The organism is Meiothermus hypogaeus, assembly GCF_003574035.1.
Taxonomy (GTDB): domain Bacteria; phylum Deinococcota; class Deinococci; order Deinococcales; family Thermaceae; genus Meiothermus; species Meiothermus hypogaeus.
This window is the reverse complement of record NZ_QWKY01000068.1, coordinates 1-16,694: the sequence shown is the minus strand read 5'-3', so window position 1 is coordinate 16,694 and position 16,694 is coordinate 1. Positions and strand designations below refer to the sequence as shown.

13 protein-coding genes, 3 tRNA genes and 1 pseudogene are annotated in these 16,694 nt (G+C 60.7%); 15 read left to right on the top strand and 2 right to left on the bottom strand.

The window, feature by feature from the left end:
* The first annotated feature begins 260 nt into the window (after positions 1–260).
* From Mhypo_RS14100 to hisD, 11 genes and pseudogenes are all read left to right on the top strand, one after another.
* Positions 261–869, top strand: a complete 609-nt coding sequence (locus Mhypo_RS14100) for a DUF305 domain-containing protein (RefSeq protein ID WP_119341923.1) — start codon at positions 261–263, stop codon at positions 867–869.
* A 147-nt stretch (positions 870–1,016) separates the two neighbouring features.
* Positions 1,017–2,867 (top strand): annotated as a pseudogene (locus tag Mhypo_RS14095) (heme o synthase).
* A 105-nt stretch (positions 2,868–2,972) separates the two neighbouring features.
* On the top strand, positions 2,973–4,040 hold the full coding sequence (coxB, locus tag Mhypo_RS14090; RefSeq protein WP_119341922.1) for a cytochrome c oxidase subunit II: 1,068 nt from the start codon (positions 2,973–2,975) through the stop codon (positions 4,038–4,040).
* Between the two features lie 20 nt (positions 4,041–4,060).
* A complete protein-coding gene (locus Mhypo_RS14085; RefSeq protein WP_170148315.1) occupies positions 4,061–6,514 on the top strand; it encodes a cbb3-type cytochrome c oxidase subunit I in 2,454 nt (817 codons plus the stop codon).
* A gap of 136 nt (positions 6,515–6,650) precedes the next feature.
* Positions 6,651–6,726, top strand: a tRNA-Lys gene (locus tag Mhypo_RS14080).
* A gap of 114 nt (positions 6,727–6,840) precedes the next feature.
* A tRNA-Glu gene (locus tag Mhypo_RS14075) sits at positions 6,841–6,916 on the top strand.
* Between the two features lie 3 nt (positions 6,917–6,919).
* A tRNA-Val gene (locus Mhypo_RS14070) sits at positions 6,920–6,995 on the top strand.
* A gap of 349 nt (positions 6,996–7,344) precedes the next feature.
* The gene (locus Mhypo_RS18800; RefSeq protein WP_119341921.1) at positions 7,345–8,223 is read left to right on the top strand and encodes a DUF4384 domain-containing protein; all 879 of its coding nucleotides are present in this window, start codon (positions 7,345–7,347) and stop codon (positions 8,221–8,223) included.
* Between the two features lie 422 nt (positions 8,224–8,645).
* Entirely contained in the window at positions 8,646–9,734 is a 1,089-nt protein-coding gene (locus Mhypo_RS14060; protein WP_119341920.1) for an aromatic ring-hydroxylating oxygenase subunit alpha, read from the top strand.
* A gap of 136 nt (positions 9,735–9,870) precedes the next feature.
* On the top strand, positions 9,871–10,668 hold the full coding sequence (locus Mhypo_RS14055) for a DUF3108 domain-containing protein (protein ID WP_119341924.1): 798 nt from the start codon (positions 9,871–9,873) through the stop codon (positions 10,666–10,668).
* A gap of 130 nt (positions 10,669–10,798) precedes the next feature.
* Entirely contained in the window at positions 10,799–12,046 is a 1,248-nt protein-coding gene (gene hisD, locus Mhypo_RS14050; protein ID WP_119341919.1) for a histidinol dehydrogenase, read from the top strand.
* A gap of 136 nt (positions 12,047–12,182) precedes the next feature.
* Here the strand turns inward: hisD and Mhypo_RS14045 are convergent, their stop codons facing one another.
* A complete protein-coding gene (locus Mhypo_RS14045) occupies positions 12,183–12,809 on the bottom strand; it encodes a hypothetical protein (protein WP_147075305.1) in 627 nt (208 codons plus the stop codon).
* 384 nt (positions 12,810–13,193) lie between these two features.
* Between Mhypo_RS14045 and Mhypo_RS17955 the strand changes: the two genes are divergently transcribed.
* Positions 13,194–13,379, top strand: coding sequence for a PIG-L deacetylase family protein (locus Mhypo_RS17955; protein ID WP_147075306.1), 186 nt, complete (start codon positions 13,194–13,196; stop codon positions 13,377–13,379).
* A 324-nt stretch (positions 13,380–13,703) separates the two neighbouring features.
* On the opposite strand, the gene Mhypo_RS14040 is transcribed toward Mhypo_RS17955, so the two are convergent.
* Positions 13,704–14,111 (bottom strand): hypothetical protein, encoded by a 408-nt coding sequence (locus Mhypo_RS14040; protein ID WP_119341917.1) that lies wholly within the window; start codon positions 14,109–14,111, stop codon positions 13,704–13,706.
* Between the two features lie 47 nt (positions 14,112–14,158).
* Between Mhypo_RS14040 and Mhypo_RS14035 the strand changes: the two genes are divergently transcribed.
* The 3 genes from Mhypo_RS14035 to Mhypo_RS14025 all read left to right on the top strand — a co-directional run.
* The gene (locus tag Mhypo_RS14035; RefSeq protein ID WP_119341916.1) at positions 14,159–14,551 is read left to right on the top strand and encodes a rhodanese-like domain-containing protein; all 393 of its coding nucleotides are present in this window, start codon (positions 14,159–14,161) and stop codon (positions 14,549–14,551) included.
* A gap of 21 nt (positions 14,552–14,572) precedes the next feature.
* Positions 14,573–16,027, top strand: coding sequence for a UDP-N-acetylmuramoyl-L-alanyl-D-glutamate--2,6-diaminopimelate ligase (locus Mhypo_RS14030; RefSeq protein WP_119341915.1), 1,455 nt, complete (start codon positions 14,573–14,575; stop codon positions 16,025–16,027).
* Between the two features lie 145 nt (positions 16,028–16,172).
* The coding region (locus Mhypo_RS14025) for a Nif3-like dinuclear metal center hexameric protein (protein ID WP_147371355.1) at positions 16,173–16,694 on the top strand (522 nt) is incomplete at its 3' end.

Sequence of the window (16,694 nt, the reverse complement as noted above, 5' to 3'; positions counted from 1 at the left end):
CGTCACCGTCCAATACAACATTCCCTCTCTGCTTGGCAACGGCTTTCAAACCAATCCTCTCCAAAATGTTGGTTTTTACCCATCATCACACCACTTCGTTACTCAACCGAATTCTTTAGATGAGTCGCCTATCGCGTCTGGCTTAGACGCCCAGTCGCCGGGCGATCAGAGCCAGAGTAGAGGGTACACGGGCTATCTGGGTAGAGTGAAAGAAGCAAAGGGCTCTATTGGGTCAAAGGTGGTTAGCTAAAATCGGTTTCATGCAAGTATCTGTACCGGCCTCGCCCCTGCGCAGTCTGCTGTGGAGCTTGTTGGGCTTGACCCTAATAGCCATAGGTCTCCTGCTGGCCCAACCCCTCGGCCCCGAGGGTCGCTTTGCCCTGAAGATGATTCCCCACCATGCCCAGGCGGTAGAGCTGGCCAGGATTTTTGAGCGTCGAACTGCCGATGAAAACCTACGCTACTTTGCCCTGGATGTGGCCCAGACCCAGCAGGCCCAGATGGCCCAGATGCGAGGCTGGCTACCCTGGTGGCGACAGCTCACGGTTAGCTTTGAGCGCCCCAGCCCCCAGGTCGCTGCTGCAATGGGCATGGCTTCCCCACAAGAGATCGCTGAACTGCTGGCCCTACAAGGCCGCGCTGCCGAGACCCGATTTTTGCAACTGATGATTCGCCACCACCAGGGCGCTTTGCCCATGATCGAGCAGGGCCTGGCCGAGGTCAAAACAGAGGGCCTCCCACGAGGCCTGATTGAAGCCATGGGCCAAAGCCAGGCTGGCGAAATTCAGACCATGGAACGCTGGCTCACCGAGCGTGGGGGAGAGAAGCTGCCCTTTGACCCAAGCGCCATGCCCGACCACGGGCACTGAGCCAGCCGCTTAAGTTGTCAGTTTTTTTGTACTTTCGGCATTCGGCTTTTGGTTTTCAGCCCGCAATTAGGGACAATTGTCCTTATGGAGGTTCTGGAGTGATTCTGGCAGAATAAAGTTCATACCCCATTGGGGGGACTTTTTCTTATGACAAACCGACGCTTTACTGCTTACGCCTGGGGTTTGGTGATTTTTACCCTGGTGGTCATCCTGTGGGGCGATGTGGTGCAGGCCACCGGCTCCGGAGATGGCTGTGGGGCGCACTGGCCAACCTGTAATGGTGAAGTGCTGCCCGCTTTTCAGGGCCTCGAGACCTTCATCGAGTTTTTCCACCGGATCACCAGTGGGCTTTCGCTACTCCTAACCATTGGGCTTTTGGTCTGGTCACGCCGGGCCTTTCCCAAAGGCCACCTGGCTCGCCTGGGAGCCGGCCTCGCCATGCTTTTCATGATTACCGAGAGCCTGGTGGGAGCGGGACTGGTGCTCTTTCGCCTGGTAGGGCAGGATGCTAGCATTGCCCGGGCCGTTATTGCCCCCATTCACCTCATCAACACCCTTTTTCTGATTGGCTCCCTAGCCCTCACGGCGTGGTGGTCGAGCCACCCAGAACACCGCCCGATCTGGAAAGGGCAGGGCTGGGTGGGCTGGGCTTTGGGCCTGGGCTTTGTGGGGATTCTGGGAGTAGCGGCCTCCGGGGCGCTGACCTCGTTGGGCGATGCCCTGTTCCCGGTGCGTAACACCGCCGAGGCAGTGGGCCGCGCGCTCACCCCTGGCGAGCACTTCCTGGTGCAACTTCGCATCTATCACCCATTTATTGCGGTTCTGGTCAGCGTGTATGTGGTCTTGATGGCCAACCTGGTGGCCAATCTTCGACCCAGCCACCACACCAAGCTTTTCGCCCGGATGGCCGGGGTGGTGTTCATTTTGCAACTGGGGATGGGCTACCTCAACGTGCACCAGGCGGCGCCGCTTTACACCCAGTTGCCCCATCTTTTGCTTTCCGATGCGGCCTGGCTTACCTGGTTGTTGCTTACGGTTTCGGCGTTGAGTCTAGGCTACGGTGCTGCCCCGGCCAGGGTTCCTGTGCCCGAAGCAAGGTAAACTACTATGGTGATTTCTGTTGTTCACCCCGAACGCGCAACCTGGCGCGATTATTTCTGGTTGACCAAGCCCCGCGTGATTAGCTTGCTCCTTTTCACCACCCTGATGGCCATGTTCATTGCGGCGGGTGGCTGGCCGGGTCTGGGCTTGTTTGTGGTGGTGTTGGTGGGCGGATACATGGCCGCGGGTTCAGCCAACGCCTTCAACATGGTCATTGACCGTGACATTGACGGCCGCATGAAGCGTACTGCCCAGCGCCCTACCGTCACCCACAAGATTAGTACCCGCGATGCCGCCATTTTTGCCACGGTCCTGATGGTGCTCTCTTTTCTGCTGTTGTGGTGGGGCGCTAACCTGACCACCGCGCTGCTGGCCATGGCGGGGTTGGGCTGGTATGTGCTTATCTACACCCTCTACATGAAGCGCCGCTTCTGGAGCAACATTGTGATTGGCGGCGCTGCCGGGGCTTTCCCGCCCTTGGTGGGCTGGGCTGCCGTGACGGGTGACTTGAGCCTGTTCGCCTGGTATTTATTCCTTCTAATCTTCTTCTGGACGCCGGTCCACTTCTGGGCGCTGGCCCTCATGATCAAAGACGACTACGCCGCAGTGGGGATTCCCATGCTGCCTGTGGTGCGGGGTGAGCGAGAAACGGCCTATCAGATCTGGCTCTACGCCATCCTGACCGCGGTTATTGCCCTGATTCCGGTTTTGATGGGGGAGCTGCGCTGGTTTTATCTAGTGGCAGCGCTGGTGCTGAACGGGTTGCTTTTGGTACGGAGTTTACGCCTGTACCAGACCCTCGAGCGCGCCTGGACGCTCTCGCTTTACAAATACTCCATGTTATACCTGGCATTACTTTTTGTTGCGATGGCCATAGACCGTGCCTTGTGGATGTAGTTACAATACCCTGGCGGGGTAAGATACGCTTTCAGCAAAATCCCGGAATGTTTCCAAATAACATGCGTTAGAATGACCCAGTACAACCAACGGAGGATGCTAGGAATGCTGCAACGAAGTATAAGTTTGATAGTTCTTCTAATGCTAGGACTGGTGCTGGCGGCTGAGCCGGGTCAGGCAGGGGGACACACCCTCAACATCCTGGATCGGGATGCATCGGCGTTCAACCGGGAAGTCCGGGGGTTGTTGGCCTGGGTGATGGGCTTTGCGGCCCTGGTGTTTGTGGTGGTCACGGGGGCGCTGGTCTACGTGACCGTTAAGTTCCGCCGCACCGGCCAGGAGACCAGCGAGCCCGAGCAGACCCACGGCAACGACCGCCTCGAGGTGGCCTGGACGGTCATACCTACCGTCATTGTCTTGGTCATTTTTGGCCTTACCGCCCAGAGCATGTTCAAGCTAGACCGCCCCACCCCAGGGGCCATGGTGGTAGAGGTACGCGGCTGGCAGTTCTGGTGGGATTTCACCTACAAAGACCACGGTATCCGCAACTCCAACGAGCTCATCCTCCCGGTAGGCAAGCCGGTGCGCTTTGAGGTTACGGGCGGCGACGGCGCCAACTACGATGTCATCCACTCCTTCCGCATAACCAGCATGGTGGGGACTCGGGATGCCATCCCGGGGGTCGTTACGCACATCGAAGTGACCCCGGAGAAAATCGGTACTTACTACGGCCAGTGTGTGGAGCTATGTGGGGCCTCGCACGCCAACATGCGCTTTAGGGTCAAGGTGGTGTCGCAGGAGGAGTTCGACCGCTGGATTGAGGGGGCCAAAGCCTACCAGGCCGCCGCTCCGAGCGACCCAACCCTGGTGCGGGGCGAGACCTTGTACAAACAGCAGTGCGCGGCCTGCCACGCCCTGAAAGGTGTTTCGCAGGGGCTTCCTAGCAACCCCGACCTTACCTTCTTTGGTAACCGCACCACGGTGGGCGCCGGGATGTGGCCGAACAAGCCGGAGTACCTCGAGCCCTGGATCAAAAACTCCCCCGGCATGAAGCCCGGCGTCAAGATGCCTGCCTTCCTCAACCTTTCCGACGGCGACGTGAAGGCCATTGCGGCTTACCTGATGAGCCACAAGGTGGATGGTCTCGACTTTAGCAAACTGGAGAAGTTCTAAACGGGAGGATTGAATAAATTATGGCTGTCGCAACTCCACAAACCGCTTCCCGTCTGGGTTTCTGGGCCTCGGTCTGGGACTTACTGACCACCAGCGACCACAAAAAAGTCGGGATGATTTACCTGGTCACGTCCTTTGTGGCCTTCGGACTTTCCGGCCTGATGGCAGTGGCCATTCGCTGGCAGCTGGCGGGCCCCGAACAGCAGTTTTTGGTGGGCGATGCCTACAACCAGGTGCTCACCCTGCACGGGGCTACCATGCTCTTTTTCTTCATCATCCCGGCGGGGCTGGCGGGTTTCGGTAACTTTATCCTGCCCCTCATGCTGGGCGAGCGAGACGTGGCCTTGCCGCGCATCAACGCCTTTGCGGCATGGCTCTTCGTCTTCTCGGCGGTGCTGATTTACACCTCGCTTTTCTTTGGCGGGGCGCCGGACGTGGGCTGGACCTTCTACTACCCCTTCTCGCGTACTACGGGCCTGGGCACCGACTTCTTCATGATGGGCGTACTCCTGGTGGGGCTGTCGAGCCTCCTGGGTTCGGCCAACTTCGCTGCTACGGTCTACAACCTGCGGGCCAAGGGTATGGGCCTCTGGAAGATGCCCATCTTTGTGTGGGGCATCTTCGCTACCTCCATGCTCTCGCTCTTTGCCCTGGCCGGAATTACCGCAGCCAGCCTGACCGTACTGCTCTCGCGCAAACTGGGTTTGAGCCTGTTTGACCCCGGCATCGGGGGCGATCCGGTGCTGTTCCAGCAGTTCTTCTGGTTCTACTCGCACCCGGCGGTGTATATCATGCTGCTGCCCTACCTGGGTATTGCCGCCGAAATCGCCTCGACCTTCTCGCGCAAGCCGGTGTTCGGTTATCGCTTCATGGTGTTTGCGCTGGTGGGCATCGCGGTGGTGGGCTTCCTGGTCTGGGCGCACCACATGTTCACGGTGGGCGAGAGCCTGCTGTTCCAACTGGTGTTTGTCTTCTTCACGGTGCTGGTTGCAGTACCTACCGGGGTCAAAATCTTCAACTTGCTGGGCACCCTGTGGGGCGGCCAGCTCGACTTCAAAACCCCTCTGCTCTTCGTGATGGGCTTCATGTTCAACTTCCTGCTGGGGGGGATTACCGGGGTCATGCTGGCAGTGGTACCCTTCGACTACCAGGTGCAGGACAGCTACTTCGTGGTGGCCCACTTCCACAACGTCCTGATGGCCGGTTCGGGCTTTCTGGCTTTTGCCGGGCTTTACTACTGGTGGCCCAAAATTACCGGGCGCATGTACCCCGAGTTCTGGGGTAAGGTGCACTTCTGGCTCTTCCTGGTGGGCTATTTGCTGACCTTCATGCCCCAGTACGTGTTGGGCTTCCTGGGGATGCCCCGCCGCTACTACACCTACCCGGATGGGCTCTACCTGTGGAACGAGCTGAACTTCGCTTCCACCGTGGGGGCGGTCATTCTGGCCCTGGGGGGTATTGCCTGGGTAATTGCGGTGATCCAGAGCTTCCGCCAGAACGTCAAGGCCCCCGACAACCCCTGGGGGGGGTATACCCTCGAGTGGGCCACTTCCTCGCCCCCGCCCTCCTACAACTTTGCAGTGCAGTTCCCCACGGTGTTCAAGTCCGAGCGGCCCCTCTACGACTGGGAAAAAGAGGGCCTGAAGCCTACCCCGGTAGACCCCGCTACCATTCACCTGCCGGCGCCCACGGTCTGGCCCTTCATGACTGCGGTGGGCCTCCTGGTCACTAGTATTGGCGTCTCGCTGGCCCCCGACCTGGGCAACGCCCCGGTGGGCGGGGTGCCGGGCTGGGGCGGCTGGTTGGCGGTGGGTTTGGTACTGTTTATTTACAGCCTCTTCCAGTGGGCCTTGCGCAAAGAGTACGACCACCCCGTGGTACACCACACCGTTACCGGTAAATCCAACGCCTGGGTGGGCATGGCCTGGTTTATCGTTTCGGAAATTGCCCTCTTTGGCATCCTGATTGCGGGCTACCTGTACCTGCGTCTTACCGGGGCTGCGGTACCGCCCGAAGACCACCGCCCGGCCCTGTGGCTGGCCCTGCTGAACACCTTCTTCCTGGTAGCAAGCTCCTTCACCGTTCACTACGCCCATCACGACCTGCGCACCAACAAGTTCTCGCCATTCAAGCTGGGAATGTTGATTAGCATCCTCCTGGGTGTGGTCTTCTTTCTCTTCCAGATTTGGGAGTTCGCTATTGCCTCGGGGCACTATGTCGATGCTCTGAACGCGGCGGGTCAGTCAGAAGCGGCCCAGAAGGCGGCTTTGTGGTTTACGGCCTTCTTCCTGATCGTGGGGCTGCACGGGGCCCACGTGGTCATTGGTGGAACCGGTCTTACCCTGGCCTACGCCCAGGGTCTGGCTGGCAAAATAGACAACCACGAGCAGGGCACCCTCGAGGGCTCCTCGATGTACTGGCACCTGGTGGACGCGGTCTGGCTCTTCATCGTGACCATCTTCTATATCTGGTAGTTTGGGAAGGCTCGAGGGTCGGTAAAGCACCGGCCCTCGGCTTTTTTATGCACGCCTACGCTATAGACAACTGTGGGCCCTTTGCCTATAATCTCTAAGGCTGTAGGAAGCTTTTTGCTCCACATGCTGCAAAACCGGACCGCTAGCTCAGTTGGTAGAGCAACCGACTTTTAATCGGTTGGTCACAGGTTCAAGTCCTGTGCGGTCCACCAAAAGGCCCCCGGCGCAAGCCGGGGGCCTGGCTTTACGAACCCGCGTGCCTGTGTTACCCTGATGGACGGCCTTGTTTGCGGGCCTATCCCCGCAGACCCAAAAAAGACTCCAGCGGCCCCATCGTCTAGTGGCCTAGGACGCCGCCCTCTCACGGCGGTAACAGGGGTTCGAATCCCCTTGGGGTCACCACACGGGCGACTAACTCAGTTGGTAGAGTGCATCCCTTACAAGGATGAAGTCGGGGGTTCGAGTCCCTCGTCGCCCACCAAGCCCAAAATACCAAAACCCCTTCATGCCGTTTCGCTCGAGGGGGTTTTGTTGTCTGGCAACTATCGTGCCCTTCACAGACGTTGCCGCCTGCGAAAACGAGAATGCGTCTGCGCCCAGACGCACGTTACGCACCCAAGCGTGGGCCGGGCCCGGCCCACGGGTGCTTGGGTTTCGAGTTTCCGGGCGGCAACGGTTCTTTCTCGGATAGAGGATTCTTGATTCTCGGGAGGCTCATTCTATGTGAAGAGCGCTCTAAAGAATCGCTCAACGCCAAGGTTAAGTTTTGCTGATGCAGGCTTCATGGCAGGGGGCTTCTGGTTTCCTACCCTGGGTTCAGGAGGAACCAGATGAAGCGACTGATTGTAAGCATGGTGGGGCTGTTGGGCCTGATGGCCTCTGCGGCGCCGGTGCTGAGCCCCCAGAGCATCATCGTCAACCCGGTGCCCACCGACCTGGACGTGCAGACCTGGCTCGACCGCGACCCTTCGGGGCTGGGCAACGCCACCTACTTTTTTGGCGACAAAATCAGGATTTACACCCGCGTTAACCAGAACGCCTATGTCTACCTGTTCAACATCAACGCCGACGGCCAGATTGACCTGATCCTGCCCAACGCCTTCAATCAGAACAACTACCTGCGTGCGGGCGAGACCCGGGTTTTCCCCGAGCCGGGGGCTCGCTACGACTTCACCATCGGCGGGCCTGCCGGCATAGACCAGGTGCTGGCGGTGGCCAGCCGCATGCCGCTCTCGCTCGCCCAGGTGGCCGACATCAAAAGCGGGCAGATGCGGGTGCAGGGGGCCAGCAACCTGGCCCGGGCTCTCTCGATTGTGGTCACCCCCCTGCCCGACCGCGACTGGGTGAGCGACGTGGTGCGCTACAACGTGCAGCCCCGCTGGGCCAGCAACCCCGAGCCGCCCGTGCTAGTAGCGCCCAGGCCGCCCATCTTCTTCATCACCCCCATACCAGGTTACGGGGTGTTGTGGGAAGACCGCGAAGACACCGAGTACCGCGTGGCCTACCGGGGGGGCGATGTGGAGCAGATTTTTAGCTACTACCACCGCGACCTGCTCTCGAAGGGCTGGGTGAAGGTGAACTTCAAGTCCAAGGGGGGCAAGAAGAACCTGGCCTACGAGGCGGAGTACCGCCGGGGTGGGGATAAGCTCGAGGTGAGTGTAAGTCCCAGAGGCGGCGAGATGATTGTCAAGCTGGAGTGGGGTAAGTAAGTCCCCACCCCCTCTTCCCCCCCCCCGCTGGAGGTGCGGGGGGCCTTTGCTTTAATCGCGCCCTTCACAGACGTTGCCGCCAGCGAAAACGAGAATGCGTCTGCGCCCAGACGCATGTTACGCACCCAAGCGTGGGCCGGGCCCGGCCCACGGGTGCTTGGGTTTCGAGTTTCCGGGCGGCAACGGTTCTGACTGGGACAGAGGATTTCCTAATGCTAGGAAGGCTCACTTTATGTGAAGAGCGCTCTATAATGGGAGCCATGCGCTCCTGGCTCGATATTCAGACCAAATTATTGCGCTTTGCTAGGGCCATTATTGCTGCCGGTAAATAAGACCCCAGCCGCCCTCGTACAGTCGAAGCCTGGCTGTACCGACCTGGTTTGTTGGCTCAAAAACCCAGCCCCATCGCTCAAGGAGCAATCATGAAAAAACTGGAAGTTCACCCCGATATTGCCCAGGCCGCCACCCTGCCCTCGAGCTTCTATAAAGACCCTGCCATTTACGAGGAAACCAAAGAGAAGGTCTTTGCCCGGAGCTGGCAGTGGGTGGGCGACACCGACGACCTGAAGGCCCCCGGCACGGTCAGGCCCTTTACTTTGCTGGAGGGTTGCCTCGACGAGCCGCTGGTCATCACCCGTGACTTTGATGACCAACTGCACCTGCTCTCCAATGTATGCACCCACCGGGGGATGCTGGTGGCCGAGACCGGCGACAACGCCCGCTACCTGCGTTGCCGCTATCACGGGCGGCGCTTTGGCCTGGATGGCTGTTTTCAGGCCATGCCGGAGTTCGAGGGCGTGCAAGGCTTCCCCAGCCCCAAAGACGACCTGCCCAAGGTGGCTTTCGAGACCTGGGGCCAGGGGAAGTTTTTGTGGGCCAGTCTGAACCCTGCGGTTTCGCTGCAAGAGGTACTACGGCCCATCCAGGAGCGCATCGGCTGGATGCCCTTGCGGCAGTTTTACTTTGAGCCGGCCCGCGCGCGGGACTACCTGGTGCGGGCCAACTGGGCGCTTTACTGCGACAACTACCTCGAGGGTTTCCACATCCCCTTCATCCATGCCTCGCTCAACACCGCCATCGACTACGGCAGCTACACCACCGAGGTCTACGACTGGTGCAACCTGCAACTGGGCATTGCGCCCCCCGGCGAGCCTTGCTTCGACCTGCCCAAGGACTCCCCCGACTACGGCCAGCGCATTGCGGCCTACTACTACTGGGTGTTCCCCAACCTGATGCTGAACTTTTACCCCTGGGGCCTTTCGGTTAATGTGGTGCGTCCGTTGGGGCCGGAGCTGACCAAGGTCTCGTTTTTGCCATATATCTGGGATGCCGGCAAGCTCGAGGCGGGGGCCGGGGCTGCCCTCGACCGAGTGGAGCGAGAGGACGAAGTGGTGGTGGAGGCCGTGCAGAAGGGGGTCAAGTCGCGCTTCTATGACCGGGGACGCTTCAGCGTGGCGCGGGAGCAGGGGGTGCATCATTTTCACCGGCTGTTGGCGGAGGCCTTGGGGTAGGTGGGGAGTCTATCGTCCATAAGCCTATAGTCCATAGCCGATAGCTGAAAGCGGGGTAATGTAACAGATGAGCGCCTTGACGCTGGACCCCCGACCCTGGACGTACTTCTGACCCAGGGCTGGTAGGATGAAGGGCATGGATTGGGCGATTCCGCAGTCGCTATGGTATAGCCTCCGGTACGCCGGTCATCCGGCAGGCGAGCAGCGCCTGACCGTGGAACCGCGCCGGGATGGGTTGCGCCTGACCCTGGAAGCCAATGTGGAGCTTCCGCCGCCCAAAACCCGGCAGCGCTGGGAGAGCGAGGTAGACCCCCTGGGCCTGCCCCGCCGCTACCGCGAGCGGGTGGAGGGCAACGGGGCCCGGGTGATGGAGGTAGATTTTTCCCGCGAAGACGGGCTGGTAACGGTGAGCCAGGGCAAAGACGACTTTGCCATTCCCTATCTGGCCGAGATGTACGACCCGCTCTCGCTGATTCTGGCGGTGGGGAGGCTCAAACTCGAGGTGGGGGAGGTCGAAAAATTTGCGCTGGTCGGTGGCAGGGTTTATGTCGAACGCCTGCCCGACCAGACCCTCGAGGTAGACGCTGCAGGCGAGAAGACCCTTCGTAATATGCGCGTCTACCGCCTGCGACCTGGCTTGAGCCTGCTTTACTTCGATGAAGACGGCTATCCGGTGCGCCTCACGCAGAAGGTAGGGGAGCACGTTTTCGAGGCCGAGCTGACGCAGGTACAGCGCCTCGAGGCCGGACAACGACTACCGCCCATGCAGGGCCGCCAGGAACCGGCCCAACGTTCCAATGCTCAGCGCAACGGCCATCCCCGCATCGTGGCGGGAGAGCCGAGCAAACCCAGGGTGGTTTCCGGTGAACCCCCCAAAGAACGTGAAGGCGGTAGCTCCAGTCGCCGCCGCCGTCGTCGCAGACGGTATAGCTAGGGGGAGCCGATAGTCTATGGTCAATGGCCGATAGCAAGAAAAAGGTTCCGCCCCTGCGCTTGACGCTGAACCCCTAAACTTTTTTTGACTTGCAACCTGCGACCATTACCGCGCCGATAAAGGGCTATCTATGATCAAAACCCCAGAGCAAATCCGAGACCACTTCAAAAACCGCCGCCTGACGGTGGAATACGGCGACGCCCTGGAAACAGTGCGGAATATTTTGCATCAGATTGAACACGAGGGCGATGCTGCCTTGCAGCGGATTAGCCGGGAAATAGATGGGCATCCGGTAGAGGAAATACCCAAGCGGGTCTGGCGGGAGGCCTACGAGAACCTGGATGCCGACTTGCGCGATGCCCTCGAGACCGCCAAGGAGCGTATCGAAGCCTTCTATCGGCGTGAACCGATGGGAGGTTTTCTGGAGGCCGGGCCGGAGGGGGTGCTGGGCCAACTGGTGCGCCCGCTGGATCGGGTGGGGGTGTATGTGCCCGGGGGTTCGGCCCCTTTGCTCTCCACCGTGCTCATGACGGCAGTTCCGGCCAAAGTAGCGGGGGTGGGCGAGATTGTGCTGGCTTCGCCGCCCAGGGTACACCCCGGCATTCTGGCCGCGGCCTGGGTTGCGGGGGCCGACCGCCTGTTTGCCATGGGCGGGGCGCAGGCCATTGCCGCGCTGGCCTACGGTACCGAGACGGTGCCCCGGGTGGACAAAATCATGGGGCCGGGCAACCGCTACGTGGTGCTGGCCAAGCGCGAGGTGTATGGGGTGGTGGGGATGGAGGGCCTGCCGGGGCCTACCGAGACCCTCATTATTGCCGATGCCTCCGCCGACCCCAAGCTACTGGCCGCCGACCTCTTGGCCCAGGCCGAGCACGGTCCGGACTCGGAGGCTTGGTTGCTTTCGGCCTACCGCGAGCTGTTGGAGCGGGTGACGGAGGAACTCGAGCGCCAGCTGGCCGACCTGCCCAGGGCCCCCATCGCCCGCCAGGCCCTGGAACGTAGCGGTCTGGTGCTGGTGGAAAACCTGGAGCAAGCCCTGGAGCTGGCCAACCTGTACGCCCCTGAACACCTGTGCCTCTCCATTCACGACCCCCTGGCCGCACTCGGTATGGTACGCAACGCCGGGGGCGTTTTCCTGGGGGAACATTCCTGCGAGGCCTTGGGCGACTATATTGCCGGCCCCAGCCACGTGATGCCCACCTCCAGCACGGCCCGTTTTGGCGGGGGGCTTTCGCTGCGCGATTTTCTCAAGGTGATTCCAGTGGTGGGCCTCACCCAGGAAGCGGCCAGCAGGCTCTCGGTACTTGGGGCCCGCATGGCCCGCGAGGAGGGGCTGGAAGCCCATGCCCGGGCCCTGGATCGCAGAATGGAGGAATAACTCGAGTGAGCAGGTTGTCTCTGCTCTCAACCACCAAGGTGAGGGTAGGGTTCTCAACCAAACAAAGGGCAGCAGACTTATGGCTCGCTGCCCTTTGTTGTCTTTAGACTTCGGCTTTTGGCTTACGGCCCGTTGTTTACTGCTCGGGCAAATAGACCCGCCCGCGAGCGGCAGCTACTGCCAGGTCTTGGCCGATTTCCTGACCTACTTTTTGATAGACGCTCATCCACTCGTCGTTGCTCATTTCTTTGTCCAGCACCAGCTTGAGCAGCAGATTGTAGGGGTGGTTGCCGCCGGCTAGAGAGAGGATGACATCGTTGAGGCCGGTCATGTCCTTGAACTTGCGGATCATGCCCAGGGCATCGAACTGTACTGTGGAGAGCGGCAGGAACTCGTCGGCCCCCCGATACACCAGGCTGCTGACCTGTTCCAGTACGTTCATGGCTTTTTGGCGAAGGGCAGCTTCTTCCAGGGCCTTGCGGTGGGCCTCGAGGGCTTCCAATACTCTGGGTAATACCGGTTCGACCGGGGTACCCCCTAGAATGCGCTGGGCGCGCTCGTGCCAGCCTTCAAAGGCCTTGGAGACTTCAATCACGCTGGCGGCCATACCGGGGGAGGGGGGGCTACCCTTTTCGAGCTGGCTGGCTACCTGGCGCAATACCCCACCCAATTCCCCCAGGCGGCTTTGTAGACGCTGCCCTTCGTCCAATAGGCCCATGACATCGGTCATTCCGTCCAAATCTTCCAATGATGTAATTACCATGTGATTCTCCCCTAATGACTCACGAGACCATGCAAGCAAGCGTGGGTACTCGAGTTGCCCCAATTTACCCCAACCGTCAACCCCTGCCCCTATGATGTAACCCTGGGCTCATGGGTCTGGATCTATCGGCGATTGCCCCCATCCCGACGAAGGGGAATTGGGCTGTGGCGGCTTGGTGGCCCGCGCCAGAGCACCGGCATCCTGGACCTGACCCAAAGCGAGATGGACTCCAGGGGAACGGCGGAAATATGCGTCCAGGAGATGCTGGAAGTTTCCTGGGCTCGACGACCGGGGCAACCTGGGCCCGCTGGATGCCGTCATTGCTGATACCGAAGTGCAACGATGGGCGTTATCTAAAGTTATCCGGGAGCTTCGCCCAGGGTGGTGTTTGCGCCTTATGAGTCTGACCTTCACCCCAACCACGCAGCCGCCAGCCGGTTGTGCGTGGGGGTCATTCACTTTGCAGTTTTGCCAAAAGCCCCGGTAGAGCGCATGCTACACAAGGCCGAGCACCTGCTGTTTTATACCGTCAACTACCCGGCACCGCTGGCGGTGGATATTTCGGATTAAGTGGAGCTATGGGAGGCCTTGGTGCGGGTCTACTCGAGCTAGTTTGAGGGGGAGCGGATCTCCGAGGCCATGCACGCAGGCGGTGTGGAGACAGGTGGTCCCTGCGGCATTACTGGGGCAATGCGTACACCGCTGATTAGGACGGTGCCCTGGTTGATCCGGGTATGGTGAAAGTTTGGAAATCTGGCAGTTAATATGGCCGATTTGTTTCTAGCAAATGTCGCAGGTCTCAAGTCCCATGCCAGGGGTTTGAAAGCTCTTAGCCTTCGGCTTTCAGCTTTGGACAACTGCCTGAGGCCGAAAACAACCTTGGCGTAGGCAACCCTAAAAATCTATCTCGAGCTTGTACCGCCCGCTGCGGCCCTGCTGGTCGAGCTCGAGCTTGAAGCGCTCGGCGCCCCGCTGGTATACCGCCTCCACTTTGGTGGCGGCGCTTTTGTACTCGAGGCGGATGCGTACCCAGCCCCGACTGGTGAGCCAGTTGTGGAAAAAGGCATAGACCTGCTCAAGGGGGTCGCGGGTTTCGAACTCGGCCTCGCTCGAGCCGCCCCGCTCCTCGCGCTTGAGGGCCACGCTGCCAGGGTAGGGTGGCAAACCCAGCCGCGCGTTGAGCACAAAGCCTGCAGGCTGCGGTGCGGGTACGGGCCGCACCGGTGGGGGTGGAGTGGGCTCGGGCCGCACGAACACACAGGCCGATAGCAGCAAGGGCAAAAGCCACAGGAGCATTCGCATAGCCCACCTAGCTTAAACAGCCCAGATGAGTAAATTGAGGTATGGGTATGAAAATCGGCTACCAAGCGCTGCTCGAGGCGGCCCTGGCCGAGATCGAGACCATCAAAGCCGAGGAGGCCAAGGCTTACCTGGGCGACCCCGACTACGTGTTCGTGGATTTGCGCGATATCCGTGAGCTCAGGCGCGAGGGTAAGATTCCCGGGGCCTTTCACGCCCCACGGGGCATGCTGGAGTTCTGGGTAGACCCCGAAAGCCCCTACCACAAGCCCATCTTCGCTTCAGGCAAGAAGTTTATCTTCTACTGCGCGGGGGGCTGGCGCTCGGCCCTGGCGGCCCAGACGGTGCAGCGGATGGGTCTGGAGCCTGTATGTCATATCGAGGGCGGTTTTACCGAGTGGGTGCGGATAGGTGGAGCCGTAGAACGGCTGGAGGAGCGGTAAACGGACGCTAAACTAAACCCCATGCCGACGCTGGCAGAGCTATTTTCCCTGTTTGGCCAGAGCGCCCCCCCTGTGGAGGTGGTGGGCATTACGCACGACTCACGCCTGGTGCAACCCGGTTTTGTATTCGTGGCCATACCGGGTGTACCCCTGCCCAGCCGCCAGCCTTTTGATGGCCACGACTACATTCCCCAGGCCATCGAAAAAGGGGCAGTGGCGGTGGTGGGGATGCGTGAGCTGAACCTGGGCGTACCCTATCTGCGGGTTTCCGATGCGCGGGCCGCCCTGGCCGACCTTTCGGCAGCCTTCTGGGGTTATCCGGCGCAAAAGCTGAAGCTGCTCGGCGTGACCGGCTCCAAGGGCAAGACCACCGTTGCGGTGCTGCTCCATCACCTGTTGCAATCGGCCGCTCCGCCGGTGGGCCGGCTCTCCACGGTGGGGGTCAGAATAGGGGATGAGGAGCTTTTTCTACCCGGCCACTTCACCACCCCCGAGGCCCCGCAGGTGCAGGAGATGTTGCAGCGCTTTGTGTCGGCAGGCTGCCGGCAGGCGGTGCTCGAGGTGAGCAGCCATGCGCTGGCTTTGGAGCGGGTGCGGGGCCTTTTGTACGAGGTGGGCATCTTTACCAACCTGTACGAAGACCACCTCGATCTGCACGGCAGCATGGAAAATTATTTCGCCGAGAAGAAGAAGCTTTTGGAGCGCTCGAGGTTTGCCATTGTGAATAGCGACAACCCCTGGACGCAAACCCTGGCCAAGCGCCCCCAGACCTGGACCTATGGCGCCCAGGGCGACTGGCGGCTACAGCATCTGGTGGAAAGTAGCGGCGGCCTGGGGTTTGAGGTCATCTCGCCCATTGGGTCGTTCCCGGTGCGGTTGCCTATGGTGGGGCGCTTCAACGCCGAGAACGCCCTGGCGGCCCTGGCCGCTGCGAGCCGGATGGGCCTCTCGGTGGACCAACTCCAGGCCGGACTGGCCTGTTTTCCGGGTGTGCCGGGCCGGATGCAGCTCTTGCAAAGCGAGCCCTTCCGGGTGGTGGTGGACTTTGCCCACACCGGGGCCAGCCTGGAAGCAGCCCTACAAACCCTGCGCCCTACCACCCGAAACCGCCTGGTGGTGGTGATCGGGGCCGCCGGGAACCAGGACCCCACCCGGCGTACGGGCATCGGCCAGGTGGCCGGTCGGCTGGCCGACTTTGCCGTCTTTACCGAAGAAGACCACCGCACCGAGCCCCTGGAGGCAATCCTGCAGATTATGGCCCGGGCTCACGGCGACCCCCGCCGCTACGCCCTGGTGCCCGACCGGCGCGAGGCCATCCGCTATGCGGTCTGGTTGGCCCAGCCTGGCGACACCCTACTCTTTAGCGGCAAAGGCCACGAGCGGACGCTCGAGCGGGGCACCGAGATACTGCCCTGGAACGAGATAGAGGAGGTGCGCCTGGCGCTGGAGGAACGCAAGACAAAAGCCGAAATCTGAAGGCAAAAAACACGGGTTTGTCTGGCTCGAGAAGTTGTTGATTGGGCCCGAGGGTGTGCTCAGGACATCACAAAAGCCCTCACCAAGCTCAAGTCCTTCAACGGGCCTAAGACTGGGTGAAGACTGGGTGACTTAGACTAGAGCCATGCAACGCGACGTGCTGGTTCGTTGGCTGGACGACTACCTCAAAATACGCGAGTTCAAAGATCCCTCGCTCAACGGCTTGCAGGTGGAGGGGAAAACCGAAGTACGAAAAATTGGGGTCTCGGTGGACGCGGCCCAGGTGATCTTCGACCAGGCGGCAGAGGCCCAGGTAGACTTTCTGATTACCCATCATGGGCTTTTCTGGGGGCAGCCCTTTGCCATTGTGGGTTACCAGAAGAGGCGGCTGGAGCGGCTTTTTTCTGCAGGTATTAGCCTTTATACGGCCCATCTGCCGCTCGACGCCCATCCCGAGGTGGGGAACAATGCGGTGCTGGCCCGCGAGCTGGGCTTGCAGGGGTTGGAGCCTTTCCCGCACCCCAGGTACGGCCCCATTGGCTTTGTGGGGCATTTTGCAACAGCAAAACCCCTGGCCGAGGTGATAGACCGCATCGGTGAGCTAACCGGAATGCAGCCGCTTCTGCACCAGGGGGGGCCGGATGAGGTACGGCGGGTGGGGGTTGTC

Coding starts and splice junctions, on each gene's coding strand:
- Mhypo_RS14055 (WP_119341924.1), top strand. CDS start 9,871: ATGGATTGGGCGATTCCGCAGTCGCTATGGTATAGCCTCCGGTACGCC.
- Mhypo_RS14045 (WP_147075305.1), bottom strand. CDS start 12,809: ATGGTAATTACATCATTGGAAGATTTGGACGGAATGACCGATGTCATG.
- Mhypo_RS14035 (WP_119341916.1), top strand. CDS start 14,159: ATGAAAATCGGCTACCAAGCGCTGCTCGAGGCGGCCCTGGCCGAGATC.
- Mhypo_RS14100 (WP_119341923.1), top strand. CDS start 261: ATGCAAGTATCTGTACCGGCCTCGCCCCTGCGCAGTCTGCTGTGGAGC.
- Mhypo_RS18800 (WP_119341921.1), top strand. CDS start 7,345: ATGAAGCGACTGATTGTAAGCATGGTGGGGCTGTTGGGCCTGATGGCC.
- Mhypo_RS14085 (WP_170148315.1), top strand. CDS start 4,061: ATGGCTGTCGCAACTCCACAAACCGCTTCCCGTCTGGGTTTCTGGGCC.
- Mhypo_RS14040 (WP_119341917.1), bottom strand. CDS start 14,111: ATGCGAATGCTCCTGTGGCTTTTGCCCTTGCTGCTATCGGCCTGTGTG.
- Mhypo_RS14030 (WP_119341915.1), top strand. CDS start 14,573: ATGCCGACGCTGGCAGAGCTATTTTCCCTGTTTGGCCAGAGCGCCCCC.
- hisD (WP_119341919.1), top strand. CDS start 10,799: ATGATCAAAACCCCAGAGCAAATCCGAGACCACTTCAAAAACCGCCGC.
- Mhypo_RS14060 (WP_119341920.1), top strand. CDS start 8,646: ATGAAAAAACTGGAAGTTCACCCCGATATTGCCCAGGCCGCCACCCTG.
- coxB (WP_119341922.1), top strand. CDS start 2,973: ATGCTGCAACGAAGTATAAGTTTGATAGTTCTTCTAATGCTAGGACTG.